This window comes from Aeromonas sp. s10, assembly GCF_040907975.1.
GTDB classification, from domain to species: domain Bacteria; phylum Pseudomonadota; class Gammaproteobacteria; order Enterobacterales; family Aeromonadaceae; genus Aeromonas; species Aeromonas caviae.
This window is the reverse complement of the sequence record NZ_JBFOCV010000043.1, coordinates 37,863-52,432: the sequence shown is the minus strand read 5'-3', so window position 1 is coordinate 52,432 and position 14,570 is coordinate 37,863. Positions and strand designations below refer to the sequence as shown.

The following is a 14,570-nucleotide window of genomic DNA, read 5'->3' as shown; positions in this document are numbered from 1 at the left end:
CAGAAGGAAGCTGGACCATGACCAAATTCAAGTTCCCGTCAGCCTACACGATACTGTTTGTGCTGATCGCCCTGGTGGCCGCCCTGAGCTGGATAGTGCCGGCCGGCAAATACGAGATGACCATGAACGAGGCCCTCGGCAAGGAAGTGCCGGTGGCCGGTACCTACAAACTGGTGGATGCCAATCCCCAGGGGATCGTCGACGTGCTGCTGGCACCCATCGACGGTCTCTACAACCACGACACCTATGAGGCTGGCGCCATCGACGTCTCCCTCTTCATCCTGATCATCGGTGGCTTCCTTGGCATCGTGACCAAGACAGGTGCCATCGATGCCGGTATCGAGCGCGTCACCGATCGCCTGCGTGGCCGTGAAGAGTGGATGATCCCCATCCTGATGGCGCTGTTCGCCGCAGGGGGTACCATCTACGGCATGGCGGAAGAGTCCCTGCCGTTCTACACCCTGCTGGTGCCGGTGATGATGGCCGCCCGCTTCGACCCTGTCGTGGCTGCCGCGACCGTGCTGCTGGGAGCCGGTATCGGTACTCTCGGTTCCACCATCAACCCGTTCGCCACCGTGATCGCCGCCAACGCGGCCGGCATCTCCTTCACCGACGGCATCTGGTTGCGGGTCGCCATGCTGGTGGCCGGCTGGCTGATCTGCGTGGCCTATGTGATGCGTTACGCCAAGATGGTGCGAAGCGATCCCAGCAAGTCCCTGGTGGCCGACAAGTGGGAAGAGAACCGTGCCCACTTCCTTGGCAACAAGAGCGACCAGATGCTGGAGTTCACCACCACCCGCAAGATCGTGCTGGGCATCTTCGTCGCCGCCTTCGCCGTGATGATCTACGGGGTGGCCGTGCTGGGCTGGTGGATGGCGCAGATCTCCGGCGTGTTCCTGGCTGCCGCCATCATCGTCGGTGTCATCTCCCGCATGAGCGAGGAGGAGCTGACCTCCAACTTCATCGACGGTGCCCGCGATCTGCTCGGTGTGGCCCTCATCATCGGTATCGCCCGCGGTATCGTGGTGGTGATGGACAACGGCATGATCACCCACACCATTTTGCACAGTGCAGAGGGGATAGTGACCGGCCTCTCCACCATCGTCTTCATCAACGTGATGTTCGTGCTGGAAGTGGTGCTCTCCTTCCTGGTGCCCTCTTCCTCCGGTCTGGCGGTGCTGACCATGCCGATCATGGCGCCGCTCGCCGACTTCGCCAACGTGGGCCGTGAGCTGGTGGTCACCGCCTACCAGTCCGCTTCCGGCCTGGTGAACCTGGTGACCCCGACCTCCGCCGTGGTCATGGGGGGGCTGGCCATTGCCAAGGTGCCCTATGTGCGCTGGCTGAAGTGGGTGGCCCCGCTGCTCGGCATGCTGACCGTGCTGATCGTGCTCTGCCTGAGCCTGGGCGCCGTGCTGGCATGAATGCCGACAGACATAGGGACAACAACGGGAGCCTGGGGCTCCCGTTTTTTATGGCAGGCAAGGCGGGGCGCCCGGCCTCTCCCGTGGTCTGACTCCTTGCCGCGCGGGCAACAAAAAGGCGACCCCGGGGTCGCCTTCTGGCATCCAGCAGGGGTCAGCGGGCGTTTTCCAGGGTGCGCACCACGGCAGCGTGAGCCTGGCGGGTTCGGCTGATGTGGCGCGGGGCGATCAGTACCACGTCGTTGCCGGCCACGGCCCCCAGGATCTCGGGATTGGCGTTGCGATCCAGCAGGCGAGCCACCACGGTTGCGGCCCCCGGGGTGGTATGCACCAGCACCATCTGCTGGTTGTGGACCACGGCGCGCACCATGTCGTGGATGGAGCGGGTGCTGCCGGCGGGCTCTAGCTGCTCGTCCACCAGGGTGTAGACCTTCTTGCCGTTGGCGTTCTGGGCCTTGGCGACCCCGAGACGGCGCAGCAGGCGGGAGATGGTGGACTGGCTGATGTCCGCAAAACCGCGGGCGGAGAGCTCGCGGCGGATCTCCTCCTGGGTGCTGTAACAGTGCTGGCCGATGATCTGGCGGCAGGCGTCGAGCTGGGCCAGGTCGGACTCTGGTTCTGCTGGGCGGCTGAGGGTGTTGACCATGGCGACTTCCTTTGGCGATGAGCGATGGCGGTCTCGCCCAGTCTGTCGTTCCGGCTTTTCATAGCGAAAAACACTAATGAGGAGCACTCAAGCAGGGGATGAGCGAGGTATATCCATTACGGGATGGCAAATTATAACCAAAGGGGGAATAAGTGATGTGACAGGGTTCAAAAATGGGCCCAATGGGGCCCACATGGATATCTTTTGTCGGCAGGAAATCAGTAGCGTTCGCTGACGATGTCCTGGGTGAAGGACTTCTCGCAGTATTTGCACTTCATCCGCACCGCCCCTTTCACCTCGCGCACCCGGAAGTAGCTCTCCACCGGTTCGTTGTGGGAGATGCAGTTGGAGTTGGGGCAGTGGAAGACCCCTTCGATGAACTCCGGCAGCGCCAGCTGGTGCTTCTTCACCACCACGAAGTCTTCGATGATGTTGACGGTGGCCTTGGGGGCGAACAGGGCGAGCTGGTTGGCCTGCTGCTCGGTCAGACGGGTGTTCTCGATCTTGATGAGATCCTTCTTGCCGAGGGCGCCGGATTTGAGGTTGAAGCCGACGGTGATCCGCTCCTGGGTCTCGATCAGCTGGAACAGCTTGAGGATCTTGATGCCCTGGCCGGCGGGGACGTGGTCGATGACGGAGCCGTGGCGGATGGCTTCGACTTGCAGTTGGTTCTTCTCGGACATGATGTTCCCCTTTCCCTTAGACGGTTTCGTTCAGTACCAGTGCCAGCAGTGCCTGGCGGGCATAGACCCCGTTCTCTGCCTGCTGGAAGTAGTAGGCGTGGGGGGTCTTGTCGACGGCGACCTCGATCTCGTCAACCCGGGGCAGGGGATGGAGGATCTTCATGGTGGGCTTGGCCCCTTCCAGAGTCGCCAGCTCCAGCACGAACTTGGCGGCCATGTGCTTGTACTCGGTCTCGTCGAAGCGCTCCTTCTGGACGCGGGTCATGTAGAGGATGTCGAGCTCCGGCATCACCTCTTCCATGGTCTCGTGCACGCTGAAGCGGATGCCCTTCTCTTCCAGCTCCTCGCAGAGGTAGTCCGGCATGGCCAGCGCCTCCGGCGAGATGAAGAAGAAGCGGCAGTTGAACAGGCTCAGGGCCTGGGCCAGGGAGTGGACGGTGCGGCCGTACTTCAGGTCACCGACGAAGGCGACGTTGAGGCCGTCCAGCTTGCCTTGGGTCTCGTGGATGGAGAAGAGGTCGAGCAGGGTCTGGGTGGGATGCTGGTTGGAGCCGTCACCGCCGTTGATGACCGGCACCCGGGAGAACTCGGAGGCCAGACGGGCTGCCCCTTCCTTCGGGTGGCGCATCACCACCGCATCGGTGTAGGAGCCGATGATCTTGATGGAGTCGGCCAGAGTCTCACCCTTCTTGGCGCTGGTGTTGCCGCCGTCGGCGAAGCCGATGACGTTGCCGCCCAGGCGCTGGACCGCGGTCTCGAAGGAGAGACGGGTGCGGGTGGAGGCTTCGAAGAAGCAACTGGCGACCAGCTTGTCTTTCAGCAGGCGGCTGTCGGGTTCGGCCTTCAACCGCTGTGCGGTGGCGACCACCAGTTCCATGTCGGACCGGGTCAGATCCGAGATGGAGATGACGTGTTTGTTATAGAGTGGATTGGTCATCGTCTGCATTCCCTTTGGCATCAATGAAGGTTTTTCCGGCACAAAAAAAAGCCCCTGAAACAGGGGCTCTTTTCAAAAAAAACGGGGGATCTGTGGGACGGGAACCGGAAACAACGGGGCCGCTCTGGTGCGCTCCACCCGTCTGCAAGGCTGCTTTTTTCATCAAAAACGGCATTGTCCTGTCCCGACCTTTTTCAAAACCGCACCGATTATAGGGCTGGTTTTTGAATTGTCAAAAATTTATTTCAGAGGCAGGATTTGCCCAGAAAAACGTTTAAGTACCGCGAACGGGTCGACAAATCCAGAGTGCGTGTTGCGCCTGCAAGGGGGCGCCATCGGCGGCCATGCTGCGCAGGTAGCCGAGCCTGTGGTGCCCCTCCAGCAGGCAGTAGGGATGGGGCAGGGGGTGACCGTCCGGGTAGCAGGTTCCCGGGGCGGTGGCGAGGACGATGACAGGCTCGGACCAGGTGCCCCGGTGCAGCATGTCATCGCCGAGCCAGGAGCGGCGCACGTAGCGGTTGCTGCGCAGCATCTCGCCCCAGCGATCGATCACCTCCATGTGGCGGGAGTCTATCTGCTCGATAATCTGCGCGGTGGGCCAGTGCTCGCACTCGAACTGGTGGCTGGCGAGATCGATAAAGCTCCAGTTGGATTCAAAACCGCGCCAATGACGGTAAATCCACTGGGCGAGCACATTGGAGGGAATGGAGGGCACCAGGGGAGAGACTCTGTCCAGATAGTCGGCCAGGGTCTCCGTCTTGCGCTCATCCCGGAAGTTGAGGGGCGCAAGCTGTTGCAGCAGTCGGTAATTGAGCATGGGCAGCCTCCCTGAGCCTGGTTTCACCCTACCCCCATTTGTGTCCCATTCCTACCCCGTCGGGGCTGCAAATACAGCAGCTTACCCCCGCTCCTTGTTGGAATTGCGGGGATCTGCTCGTCATTTGTTCGATCGCATCGAAAGTGAGAAAAAAAGCCTTTACCTTTGACCTCCGCTTTGTATACTACGCCTCGTTTGTTGCAGGGGCGTAGTTCCAATTGGTAGAACAGCGGTCTCCAAAACCGATGGTTGCGGGTTCGAGTCCTGCCGCCCCTGCCATTTTTCAGAAAAGCCAGCTCATTGAGCTGGCCTTTCGCATTTGCGGCGTTTGCCACCGCCTCCGTTAGCCTCTTTTTCTCCGCTTCGCCGCTGCCATTTCTGTCAATGGAGGCCGCTTTTCCCCTGTGCTACACCTTGCTTCCTGCCAGATGGCGCCTTCAGGCGCATCGCATCCGGCGGGCCCAAGGCGCTTCAACAAGGAGAGAGCGATGAACAAGGCAGTGGATACGCGTCACCCCCATGCCCATGCCGGTGGCTGGGTCCCCCGGGATCAGGCCCATGTGGCGCGCTGGGTACAGCGGCTGCGTCAGGCGGTCACCCGCCAGCCTCGCCCGCTGGTGGCCCCGATCGCCGGATTGAAGGCGCTGGTGGAGCAGGATCCCCTCCTGCATCAGCAGGCCCAGGGGATGTTTGACGAGGCGTGGCAGCATGAGCACAGCACGCCGCTCGGTCAGGTCCAGGTGCGCAGCTTCGATGAGTTCCTGCAGTTGCTCAACGGCATCATGACCACGGCCCCGGAAGCCTATCAGGATGTGCAGACCCAGGAGCCCGCCGGGCTGATCGGATTCCCCATCAATGCCCTGCTCAACTGGCCCATGGCGACGGCTGCCGGGTACGACTTCTTTGCCAATGCGCTGGTGAACCAGCAACTGCGCAAAATCCTCGGCTACTGGGCCGACTTCCTGCAAAGTCCCGCGTCCCGTTATGTGCTGACGGAGTCGGTGAGCCCCCTGGATCGCCAGACCCTGATCGTCCCCTGGCTGGGTGACGTGGCGAAACGGGAGATGGTCAAGGTGGCGCAGGGGGCGCTCGGGGCCGGCGACAACCCCACCCCAGAGCGCTTCGAGGGGATCTTCCACACCGCGCCGGGAGAGGAATACGAGGGCTTCGCCAGCTGGGACGACTTCTTCACCCGCCGCTTCTGCCCCGGCGTGCGGCCGGTGACGGCCCCGGACGATGACAGCGTGATCGCCAACGCCTGCGAATCGGCCCCGCTGCAGGTGGTGACCGGGGTACAGCGGCAGGACGCGTTCTGGCTCAAGGGGCAGCCCTATTCCCTGGACAACCTGCTGGACTTCGACCCGCGCGCCGCCGCGTTCGAGGGGGGCACCCTCTATCAGGCCTTCCTCAGCGCCCTCAGCTATCACCGCTGGCACAGCCCGGTGAGCGGCACGGTGCGCTCGGTCAAGGTGGTCAACGGCAGCTACTACCTGGCCAACCGCCACCAGGGTTTCGACAGCCCGGCGGGGCCCGACCCCAGCGCCCCGAACCAGTCCCAGCCCTTCCTCACCGCAGTGGCGACCCGGGCACTCATCTTCATCGAGGCGGACAACCCCAAAATCGGCCTGATGTGCGTGGTGCCGGTGGGGATGGCCGAGGTGTCGAGCTGCGAGGTGACGGTGCAGCCGGGGCAGCGGATCGCGAAGGGGGAGCAGCTCGGCATGTTCCACTTCGGCGGCTCCACCCACTGCCTGCTGTTTCGCCCCGGTGTCGAGCTGGCGTTCGACTTCTACGGCCAGCAGCCGGGGCTGGAGGCGACCAACCTGAGGATCAACACGGCGCTGGCGCGGGTCAAATAACCCAACCGCCGGACAGTAAAAGGCCGCCCTTGAGGCGGCCTTGTTGTTGTGAATCACTCAGGGTTGTCGTTGCAGCAGGAGATCCAGATAGGCGCCTTCGATCAACCGGGAGGGCTCGATACCGAGACGCGCCATGATGTCGTGAGCTTCCTGCATCCCCACCTCGCGCGGCTCGTCATCTTCCAGCACCACTTCCAGTTCGAGGAAGTGACCCAGCCCTTCAACCCGGTCGAGATGGATCCGGGTTCTGCCCACCAGAAACAGGGTCCGCTGTTTTCGCACTCTGCCAATCTGGCCGCAAGCCAGGGTGAGCGTTTCCCGCAGCTTGTCCGGCTCGTTCGTTGGCGTGATGTGGTAGTAGCTCTCCTTCGGACCCTGTTGATCAGGCCTGCGGTAGAAGATGAGCTGGCCTGCCGACGGGGAGAGCGTCCGCAATTTGAAGCGGCCCGATTCACAGCGAAAGAAGGTATCGTCCTGGGCGATGTCGACGGGGCCCTTGTCGGCGATGGCCGCGGCTCTGGGGATAAGGTCATCGACCCCGGCTATGCGGGCTTTGATCTCGATATTTCGTGGCATGGCAGCGGGTTCTCCTTGAAAACGGGATACCCAATCTAGCACAGCCCACGTTGTCGAGAGGGGGGCAACAGGGGGAGTACCAGCTCGGTTCCTGATGGATGCTCAACCCTGCCCGCCAACCCTCTTTGCAGGCACCTGAAACCGCCCTCAAGAGACAGGTCAGCGGGCGCTGGCCTGCTCTGCCGGTGCCTGCCCGTCATCCGCGACCTGACCTCATGGCCGCCTTAGGGCGGCCTTGTGGTGCCTGCGGGTGTCAGCATGGAATAGTGAACAGCCTGTTGCGGGTAGTGCGTTCTGTTGTTGATAGATGAAAAAATATCAGGATTCACTAAAGACCGTTCATGATTGTGCCGATAGAACTACCAAGATGGGGGTATTCCCGGCCCCCGGCTACCACAAGGATTCGTTGTCATGACTCTCTCGTTGCGCGGCAAGCTGCTCGCGGCCAGCCTGGGGGTAGTGCTGCTGATGGCAGCCCTGCTCGGTATTGTCGCCTTCCACACCCTCAAATCCCGCACCCTTGACGCCATCCAGAGCGAGGCGGTCAACTACGGCCACGCCCACTCGGTGGCCATCGGCAACTGGCTTGAGGATCGCAAGCACGCGGTCGACGCCCTGGCCGCCGTCATTGCGCGCGACCCCGACACGGCCCTGGTGCCCCACCTGTTGCAGACCCGCACCTCCGGCGGTTTCGGCCTCACCTATTTTGGTTCGGCGCAGGGGGAGATGACCCGCCACGATCCCGCCCTCAACACCGCCAACTATGACCCCAGGGCCCGCCCCTGGTACCAGAACGCCGACAAGGCGGGCAAGCTCATCGTCACGCCGCCCTATGTCAGCGTGACCATGCAGCAGATGGTGGTGACCCTGGCCGAGCCGGTGAGCCATCAGGGCCGGGTGATTGGGGTGGCCGGGGCGGATCTCTCCCTCGACGCCCTCATCGACGAGGTGCTGGCCATGAAGGTGCAGGGGGAGGGCTACGCCATGCTGCTCGATCGCACCGGCCTCATCGTCGGCCACCCGAACAAGGAGCTGGCGCTCAAGCAGGTGGCGGAGCTGGATCCCGGTCTCACCGGGGCGGCGCTGGATGCGTGGAGCCGCGACGGCGAACTGCACGGCGCCAACCTGAACGGGCGCGAGGTGCTGCTCTCGGTGCAGGGCGTGCCCGGCACCGACTGGCTGCTCGCCATGGTGATGTACAAGGAGGTGCTGGAGGCGCCGCTCGCCTCCCTGCTGTGGCAACTGGTGGGGCTGACCCTGGTACTGCTGCTGGTGTTCGGTGCCCTGCTCATCGCCATGTTCAACTACCTGTTCGCGGATCTGGGACGGGTCTCTAGGGCGCTCGCCGACATCGCCCACGGGGAGGGGGATCTCACGGTGCAGATTGCCACCCGCAGCCAGGATGAGGTGGGGCAGCTGGCCCAGAACTTCAACCAGTTCGTGGCGCGACTGCACGGCATTGTCAGCCGGTTGCGGGACGTCACCGTCGAGCTGGCGGCCCAGTCCCGCACCCAGGCGGCGGGGGCCGAGGCCCGCAGCCAGCGGGTGCGCCAGCAGCAGGACGAGATCGTCATGGTGGCGACCGCGGTGACCGAGATGGCCTCCGCCACCCAGGAGATCGCCGGCAACGCCGAGTTTGCCGCCAACACCGCCGGCGATGCGGTGCGCCTCGCGGTGGCCGGCCAGTCCCAGGTCGGCCAGAGCCAGCGCAGCATCACGGGGCTGGCGGGGGAGGTCTCCGACGCCAGCCAGACCATCCACGAGCTGGATGGCCACGCCCAGCAGATCAGCGGCATTCTGGCCACCATCAGCGGCATCGCCGAGCAGACCAATCTGCTGGCCCTGAACGCCGCCATCGAGGCGGCCCGGGCCGGGGAGCAGGGGCGCGGCTTTGCCGTGGTGGCGGACGAGGTGCGGGTGCTGTCGCGCCGCACCCACGACTCCACCGCCGAGATCCAGCAGATGATCGAGGCGCTGCAGCAGACCACCCGCAAGGCGGTGGGCGGCATGGAGACCAGCCGCCAGCTGGCGGGCACCAGCGTGGAGGACGCCGAAGCGGCGAATCTCAGCCTGGGCCGGATCAACGAGGCCATCGGCGCCATCAGCGACATGGCGACCCAGATCGCGGCGGCGGCCGAGGAGCAGACCTCGGTGACCGGCGAGATCAGCCGCAACACCGAGAATATCCGCCACGTCTCCCAGGCGCTGGCGGCCCAGGCTGGTGAAGAGGCCGCCCAGGCGGCCCAGCTCAAGTCTCTCACCGAGCGGCTGGAGCAGGAGATCGGGCGCTTCCGGCTCTAGGCTGCGACCCGGATGTGACAAAGGCGACCCCGGGGTCGCCTTTATTCATCCTGTGTATGGATATTATTTCGTCATGCACCCGCTGAATAATGCCGGGTCCTGGCCCTGCAACGGGCGCAGGCAGAGGCTCAGAGAGGCTTGATGTAGCTGTAGAACTCGTTGTCCCGCTGGTAGCCGTGCCCTTCGTAGAGGGCCTGAGCCTGCCGGTTGTCGGTGGCGGTGCTCAGCATCAGGAAGGCGGCGCCCGTCTCCTGGCCGTGGCGATCGGCCCGCGCCAGCAGCGCCTGGGCCACCCCCTGCTGGCGGGCCGCCGGCGCCACGAACAGATCGTACAGCAGCCAGATGGGCTTCAGGGCGAGGGAGCAGAACAGGGGATAGAGGTGGGCAAATCCCAGCACCTCTCCCGCCTCGCTCTGGGCCAAGAAGAGCACCGACTCCCCGGCGGTGCAGCGCTCCAGCAGGAAGGCTTCGGCGGCCTCGGGCCGGGCTGGCAGCCGGTAGAACGCCCGGTATTCCACGAACAGGGGGGTGACCCGGGGAATGTCCCCGGGGGTGGCCTGGAAGATCCTCATGGGGCGTTCCCCGCCGGATCCTGGCTGACCCAGATCAGCCGGTCGGTGGCAAAGCCGAGCCCCCGGGCCCGCTCGACCAGGGCCTCTACCTTCTCTTTGGGGGGATGGGGCGTGCGGGAGAGGATCCAGAGGTACTGGAGGTTGTAACTGCTCACCAGGGAGAGGTCATAGTCCGTCGCCAGCACGTTGTAGCTGCCGTAGAAGGGGCCGAAGAAGCTCACCTTGAGGCGCCCCTCGTCGCTGTCGCCCACGAAGTAGGCGCGCCCCTCGGCCTCGCGCCATTCCCCCTGTTCGTCCTGCCCCCGGTTGATCACCCTGACACCGCCGTCATCCCGCAGGCTGTAGGTGGCGGTGACCCGGTTCAGGCCGCGCTCGAAGCCGTGATCGAGGCGGGCCACCTCGTACCAGGTGCCCAGGTAGCGGTCGAGCTGGAAGGGCTTGACCACCTGGTGTCCCGGTGGAATGCCGGTGCAGGCGGTGGCCAGCAGGGTCAGAACGAGCAGGATCAGTGTGCGCATGTCATCCCTCCACGATACGCAGTTGTCCCGAGCGGAAGCGTGCCGCGTGTTCGCTCGGGGTGTTGCCAAAGAAGCGTTTGTATTCGCGGCTGAACTGGGAGCCGCTCTCGTAGCCTACCTTGTCCGCCGCCACCCCGGCCTTGAGGCCGTCGTGCAGCATCATCAGCCGCGCCCGGTGCAGGCGCAGGGTCTTGATGTACTGCAGGGGTGAGGTGGCGGTGGCCGCCTTGAAGTGGTGGTGGAAGGCCGAGACGCTCATGTTCGCCTCCCGGGCCAGCTCCTCCACCGTCAGGTTCTCGGTAAAGCGCTGCTCCATGATACGCAGCACCCGGGCGATCTGGCTCACCTGGCTGTGACGGCTGGCCATGGCCAGCAGGGCGGGGGCCCCCCCTTCGTGCAGGGCGTGGAACAGGATCTCGCGCACGATCTGGGGCCCCAGCACCCGGGCGTGGAGCGGTTTGTCCATCACGTCGATGAGGCGCTCCACCGCGCAGAGCATGGTCTCGGAGAGGGGCACGGAGACCACGCCGCGACCCGGTTCCGCCGGGGCGGGGGCCGCGTCCCCCATCTCCAGCAGCAGGGCCTGCAGCGCCGCCACGTCGATCTCCACCGAGAGCCCCACCAGAGGGGATTCGGGGGAGGCGAAGCACTCGCACTCGCAGGGCAGCGGCAGGGTCATCATCAGGTAGTGCTCGGGGTCGTAGCGGAAGGTGAAGTCCGAGAGATAGCCCACCTTGTGCCCCTGCAGGATGATGATCATGCGCGGGCGGTAGAGCACCGGGATGCGGTCGTGATGCTCCGTGGTGTAGATGAGGTGCACGCCGGGCACGGGGGCGGCGGTGATCCCCGGGTGGGGTGCCAGGGCGGCGAGTCGGCTGGCGAGGGCGGACTGGTGGGTCGCCGCGATGGGCTGATTTGTACTCATTTATCCAGGCTCAGTAGAAATAGGCAAGAAATCGGCAGAAAGCTCCCTTGATGGTAGGGGGTTATAAGAGAAAAATGCAACCCATACCTTACCGACTACGACCACCCCGGGAGATCCCATGAACAACTTCATCCTGCACACCCCCACCAAGGTGCTGTTCGGCAAGGGCCAGGTGGCCCAGCTGCGCGGCCAGATCCGCAGCGACGCCCGCATCCTCGTCACCTACGGCGGTGGCAGCGTGGTGCGCAGCGGCCTGCTGGACCAGATCCGCAGCGAGCTGGCCGGCCTGACCCTGTTTGAATTTGGCGGCATCGAGCCCAACCCCACCTACGAGACCCTGATGGGTGCCGTCGAACTGGCCCGCGCCGAGAAGATCGACTTCCTGCTGGCAGTGGGTGGCGGCTCCGTGCTGGACGGTTCCAAGTTCATCGCCGCGGCCGCTCACTACGATCCGGCCAGGGATCCCTGGCACATCCTCGAGACCGTCGGGGGCGAGGTGGCCTCCGCCATTCCTCTGGGCAGCGTGCTGACCCTGCCGGCCACCGGTTCCGAGATGAACATGGGCGCCGTCATCACCCGCAAGAGCACAGGGGACAAGCAGCACTTCTTCTCGCCCTTCGTGATGCCGCGCTTCGCCGTGCTCGACCCCGTGCTCACCTACACCCTGCCCGCCCGTCAGGTGGCCAATGGGGTGGTGGATGCCTTCATCCACACCCTGGAGCAGTACCTCACCTACCCGGTGGATGCCAAGGTGCAGGATCGCTTCGCAGAAGGGCTGCTGCTGACCCTGGCGGAAGAGGGGCCCAAGGCGCTGGTGGAGCCGGAAAACTACGACGTGCGTGCCAACATCATGTGGAGCGCCACCCTGGCGTTGAACGGCCTGATCGGAGCCGGCGTGCCCCAGGACTGGGCCACCCACATGCTGGGCCACGAGATCACCGCCCTGCACGGTCTGGACCACGCCCAGACCCTGGCGGTGGTGCTGCCCGCCTTGCTGCAGGCCAAGCGCGAGCAGAAGCGCGCCAAGCTGCTGCAATACGCCGAGCGGGTCTGGGATCTGCGCAGCGGAAGTGACGAGGCGCGTATCGACGGTGCCATCGCCGCCACCCGCGATTTCTTCGAGCGGATGGGGATCAAGACCCGGCTGCGGGATTACGTGGCCGACGCCCGGATCGACGCCCTGCTGGCCAAGCTCGAAGAGCACGGCATGACCGCCCTGGGTGAGCACGGCGACATCGATCTCGCCCAGAGCCGGCATATTTATGAGGCGGCCTGGTAAGCAGAGCGCGCCTGAAACGGGCCCAAGGCCCAGTTGCACCAGGGGGCCCGAACCCGCCAGCAGGCGGGGACGCGGCCCCCTGATCGTTGCAAAATGGTTACTTTTTCCCTTTTCATCTCATCAGATGAGCCAACGGCAGATTTCGTAAGAACAAAAAACGCTAAGGTAGAGGCCGGGTTAAACATTTTTTTTGACTGGTTGGATCACTTTTTTTAGCGCTTTTTGCTGGTATAAGCCCCTAATTTGGTTTGTTTTTTTTAATCATGGTCCGGGATGGGCTGAATTCTGTACCCGCCCGCCCGGGGCCGTGGTTGTAATAAAACTCCAAAATTTGATACTAATCACCCTCGCGCCTGAAAAGCGGGGGCCTGACCGTGACAGGAGGTCGAGGTGAAGCTTGCTGATTTTCATAACAAAGGGCCCGTGACCTGCACTTTGATCATGCCTTGTCCCCTCAGACATGAGAGACTTGGCGATGATTGTTTATTAACCATCAGGGAATAGTCATGCAGATTGGAATACCGAGAGAGAGTCTCGCCGGTGAGACCCGGGTCGCAGCGACCCCGGCCACTGTCGAGCAGCTGAAAAAGCTCGGCTTCGAGGTTGCCATCGAGGCCGGTGCCGGCCTGCGAGCCAGCTTCGATGATGCCGCCTTCGAGGCTGCCGGTGCCAGCGTGGTACCGAACGTCTGGCAAGCCGACCTTGTCTTCAAGGTCAACGCGCCGACCGAGGCCGAAATCGCACAAATTAAGGATGGTGCCACCCTGGTGAGCTTCATCTGGCCCGCACAGAACCCCGAGCTGGTCAAGAAGCTTTCCGAGCGCAACATCAATGTGATGGCGATGGACATGGTGCCGCGGATCTCCCGTGCCCAGTCCCTCGACGCCCTCTCTTCCATGGCCAACATCGGTGGCTATCGCGCCGTCGTGGAAGCCGCGCACCAGTTCGGTCGCTTCTTCACCGGCCAGATCACCGCCGCCGGTAAAGTACCGCCCGCCAAGGTGCTGGTCATCGGTGCCGGTGTGGCCGGTCTGGCCGCCATCGGGACCGCCGGTTCCCTCGGTGCCATCGTGCGTGCCTTCGATACCCGTCTGGAAGTGGCCGAGCAGATCGAGTCCATGGGTGGGGAATTCCTCAAGCTGGACTTCGGCGGCGAAGATGGCGCTTCCAGCGACGGTTACGCCAAGGTGATGAGCGAAGAGTTCATCAAGGCCGAGATGGAGCTGTTCGCCCAGCAGGCCAAGGAAGTGGACATCATCATCACTACCGCCCTGATCCCGGGCAAGCCGGCACCCAAGCTCATCACCAAGGAAATGGTGGACAGCATGAAGCCGGGCTCCGTCATCGTGGACATGGCGGCCCAGGCCGGCGGCAACTGCGAATACACGGTACCGGGTGAACTGCATGTCACCGACAACGGCGTCAAGGTGATCGGTTACACCGATCTGCCGGGCCGCCTGCCTGCCCAATCCTCCCAGCTCTACGGCACCAACCTGGTGAACCTGATGAAGCTGATGTGCAAGGAGAAGGACGGCAACGTCGCCATCGACTTCGAAGACGTGGTGCAGCGCAACATGACGGTGGTCCAGGCCGGTGAAGTGACCTTCCCGCCCCCCGCCATCTCCGTCTCTGCCGCCCCGCAGAAACCTGCTGCCGCCAAACCGGCCGCCAAGAAGGAAGAGGCCAAGCCCTCCAACAAGAAGTTCGTGTTCGGTGCCCTCGGCATCGCCGCCTTCGGTTGGGTGGCCGCTGTGGCGCCTGCCGCCTTCCTCTCCCACTTCACCGTCTTCATCCTGGCCTGCGTGGTCGGTTACTACGTGGTGTGGAACGTCTCTCACGCCCTGCACACGCCGCTGATGTCGGTCACCAATGCCATCTCCGGCATCATCGTGGTCGGTGCGCTGTTGCAGATTGGACAAGGGTCGACCCTGGTCACCGTGCTGGCCTTTGTCGCCGTGCTGATTGCCAGTATCAACATCTTCGGTGGCTTCACCGTCACTCAGCGCATGCTGAAGATGTTCCGTAAGGATTAA

At 63.7% G+C, this 14,570-nt stretch carries 13 protein-coding genes and 1 tRNA gene; 6 read left to right on the top strand and 8 right to left on the bottom strand.

The features are described from left to right. Positions 1 to 17 precede the first annotated feature (17 nt). A complete protein-coding gene (locus tag AB5Y59_RS16090; RefSeq protein ID WP_010676008.1) occupies positions 18 to 1,424 on the top strand; it encodes a YfcC family protein in 1,407 nt (468 codons plus the stop codon). A 154-nt stretch (positions 1,425 to 1,578) separates the two neighbouring features. Here the strand turns inward: AB5Y59_RS16090 and AB5Y59_RS16085 are convergent, their stop codons facing one another. From AB5Y59_RS16085 to AB5Y59_RS16070, 4 genes are all read right to left on the bottom strand, one after another. Continuing rightward, complete coding sequence (locus tag AB5Y59_RS16085) at positions 1,579 to 2,070, bottom strand: arginine repressor (RefSeq protein WP_039039633.1); 492 nt, start codon at positions 2,068 to 2,070, stop codon at positions 1,579 to 1,581. 218 nt (positions 2,071 to 2,288) lie between these two features. After that, the gene (gene pyrI / locus AB5Y59_RS16080; RefSeq protein WP_010676006.1) at positions 2,289 to 2,753 is read right to left on the bottom strand and encodes an aspartate carbamoyltransferase regulatory subunit; all 465 of its coding nucleotides are present in this window, start codon (positions 2,751 to 2,753) and stop codon (positions 2,289 to 2,291) included. Between the two features lie 16 nt (positions 2,754 to 2,769). Further along, positions 2,770 to 3,690 carry an aspartate carbamoyltransferase gene (pyrB, locus tag AB5Y59_RS16075; RefSeq protein WP_048209542.1) on the bottom strand — a complete coding sequence of 307 codons (921 nt, stop codon included), beginning with the start codon at positions 3,688 to 3,690 and terminating at the stop codon, positions 2,770 to 2,772. 274 nt (positions 3,691 to 3,964) lie between these two features. Next, on the bottom strand, positions 3,965 to 4,507 hold the full coding sequence (locus AB5Y59_RS16070; protein WP_048209539.1) for a hypothetical protein: 543 nt from the start codon (positions 4,505 to 4,507) through the stop codon (positions 3,965 to 3,967). Between the two features lie 202 nt (positions 4,508 to 4,709). On the opposite strand from AB5Y59_RS16070, the gene AB5Y59_RS16065 reads away from it, so the two are divergent. Together AB5Y59_RS16065 and AB5Y59_RS16060 are read left to right on the top strand one after the other, a co-directional pair. Then, positions 4,710 to 4,786 (top strand) — tRNA-Trp (locus AB5Y59_RS16065). Between the two features lie 209 nt (positions 4,787 to 4,995). Further along, the gene (locus AB5Y59_RS16060; RefSeq protein WP_048209537.1) at positions 4,996 to 6,366 is read left to right on the top strand and encodes a phosphatidylserine decarboxylase family protein; all 1,371 of its coding nucleotides are present in this window, start codon (positions 4,996 to 4,998) and stop codon (positions 6,364 to 6,366) included. 57 nt (positions 6,367 to 6,423) lie between these two features. Here AB5Y59_RS16060 and AB5Y59_RS16055 read toward each other — a convergent pair whose 3' ends face one another. Continuing rightward, on the bottom strand, positions 6,424 to 6,942 hold the full coding sequence (locus AB5Y59_RS16055) for a class IV adenylate cyclase (RefSeq protein WP_042864778.1): 519 nt from the start codon (positions 6,940 to 6,942) through the stop codon (positions 6,424 to 6,426). A gap of 411 nt (positions 6,943 to 7,353) precedes the next feature. Between AB5Y59_RS16055 and AB5Y59_RS16050 the strand changes: the two genes are divergently transcribed. Further along, positions 7,354 to 9,243, top strand: coding sequence for a methyl-accepting chemotaxis protein (locus AB5Y59_RS16050; protein WP_042015637.1), 1,890 nt, complete (start codon positions 7,354 to 7,356; stop codon positions 9,241 to 9,243). Between the two features lie 128 nt (positions 9,244 to 9,371). Here AB5Y59_RS16050 and AB5Y59_RS16045 read toward each other — a convergent pair whose 3' ends face one another. Genes AB5Y59_RS16045 through AB5Y59_RS16035 form a run of 3 tightly spaced genes read right to left on the bottom strand, consistent with a single transcriptional unit; the run spans position 9,372 to position 11,258 of the window. Next, a complete protein-coding gene (locus AB5Y59_RS16045) occupies positions 9,372 to 9,815 on the bottom strand; it encodes a GNAT family N-acetyltransferase (protein WP_368212326.1) in 444 nt (147 codons plus the stop codon). Then, entirely contained in the window at positions 9,812 to 10,333 is a 522-nt protein-coding gene (locus AB5Y59_RS16040; RefSeq protein WP_039039627.1) for a lipocalin family protein, read from the bottom strand. Before AB5Y59_RS16040 ends, AB5Y59_RS16045 begins: the two co-directional genes overlap by 4 nt. 1 nt (position 10,334) lies before the next feature. After that, positions 10,335 to 11,258: an AraC family transcriptional regulator gene (locus AB5Y59_RS16035; protein WP_010675998.1), complete on the bottom strand. Its 924-nt coding sequence runs from the start codon at positions 11,256 to 11,258 to the stop codon at positions 10,335 to 10,337. A 118-nt stretch (positions 11,259 to 11,376) separates the two neighbouring features. Here AB5Y59_RS16035 and yqhD point away from each other — a divergent pair, with 118 nt between their 5' ends. Beyond that, entirely contained in the window at positions 11,377 to 12,537 is a 1,161-nt protein-coding gene (yqhD, locus tag AB5Y59_RS16030; protein ID WP_368212325.1) for an alcohol dehydrogenase, read from the top strand. 506 nt (positions 12,538 to 13,043) lie between these two features. Continuing rightward, positions 13,044 to 14,570, top strand: a complete 1,527-nt coding sequence (locus AB5Y59_RS16025; protein ID WP_010675996.1) for a Re/Si-specific NAD(P)(+) transhydrogenase subunit alpha — start codon at positions 13,044 to 13,046, stop codon at positions 14,568 to 14,570.

What these genes read in the sequence shown, in the direction of transcription:
- AB5Y59_RS16090 (WP_010676008.1), top strand. Translation starts at nt 18, where the DNA reads ATGACCAAATTCAAGTTCCCGTCAGCCTACACGATACTGTTTGTGCTG.
- AB5Y59_RS16085 (WP_039039633.1), bottom strand. Translation starts at nt 2,070, where the DNA reads ATGGTCAACACCCTCAGCCGCCCAGCAGAACCAGAGTCCGACCTGGCC.
- pyrI (WP_010676006.1), bottom strand. Translation starts at nt 2,753, where the DNA reads ATGTCCGAGAAGAACCAACTGCAAGTCGAAGCCATCCGCCACGGCTCC.
- pyrB (WP_048209542.1), bottom strand. Translation starts at nt 3,690, where the DNA reads ATGACCAATCCACTCTATAACAAACACGTCATCTCCATCTCGGATCTG.
- AB5Y59_RS16070 (WP_048209539.1), bottom strand. Translation starts at nt 4,507, where the DNA reads ATGCTCAATTACCGACTGCTGCAACAGCTTGCGCCCCTCAACTTCCGG.
- AB5Y59_RS16060 (WP_048209537.1), top strand. Translation starts at nt 4,996, where the DNA reads ATGAACAAGGCAGTGGATACGCGTCACCCCCATGCCCATGCCGGTGGC.
- AB5Y59_RS16055 (WP_042864778.1), bottom strand. Translation starts at nt 6,942, where the DNA reads ATGCCACGAAATATCGAGATCAAAGCCCGCATAGCCGGGGTCGATGAC.
- AB5Y59_RS16050 (WP_042015637.1), top strand. Translation starts at nt 7,354, where the DNA reads ATGACTCTCTCGTTGCGCGGCAAGCTGCTCGCGGCCAGCCTGGGGGTA.
- AB5Y59_RS16045 (WP_368212326.1), bottom strand. Translation starts at nt 9,815, where the DNA reads ATGAGGATCTTCCAGGCCACCCCCGGGGACATTCCCCGGGTCACCCCC.
- AB5Y59_RS16040 (WP_039039627.1), bottom strand. Translation starts at nt 10,333, where the DNA reads ATGCGCACACTGATCCTGCTCGTTCTGACCCTGCTGGCCACCGCCTGC.
- AB5Y59_RS16035 (WP_010675998.1), bottom strand. Translation starts at nt 11,258, where the DNA reads ATGAGTACAAATCAGCCCATCGCGGCGACCCACCAGTCCGCCCTCGCC.
- yqhD (WP_368212325.1), top strand. Translation starts at nt 11,377, where the DNA reads ATGAACAACTTCATCCTGCACACCCCCACCAAGGTGCTGTTCGGCAAG.
- AB5Y59_RS16025 (WP_010675996.1), top strand. Translation starts at nt 13,044, where the DNA reads ATGCAGATTGGAATACCGAGAGAGAGTCTCGCCGGTGAGACCCGGGTC.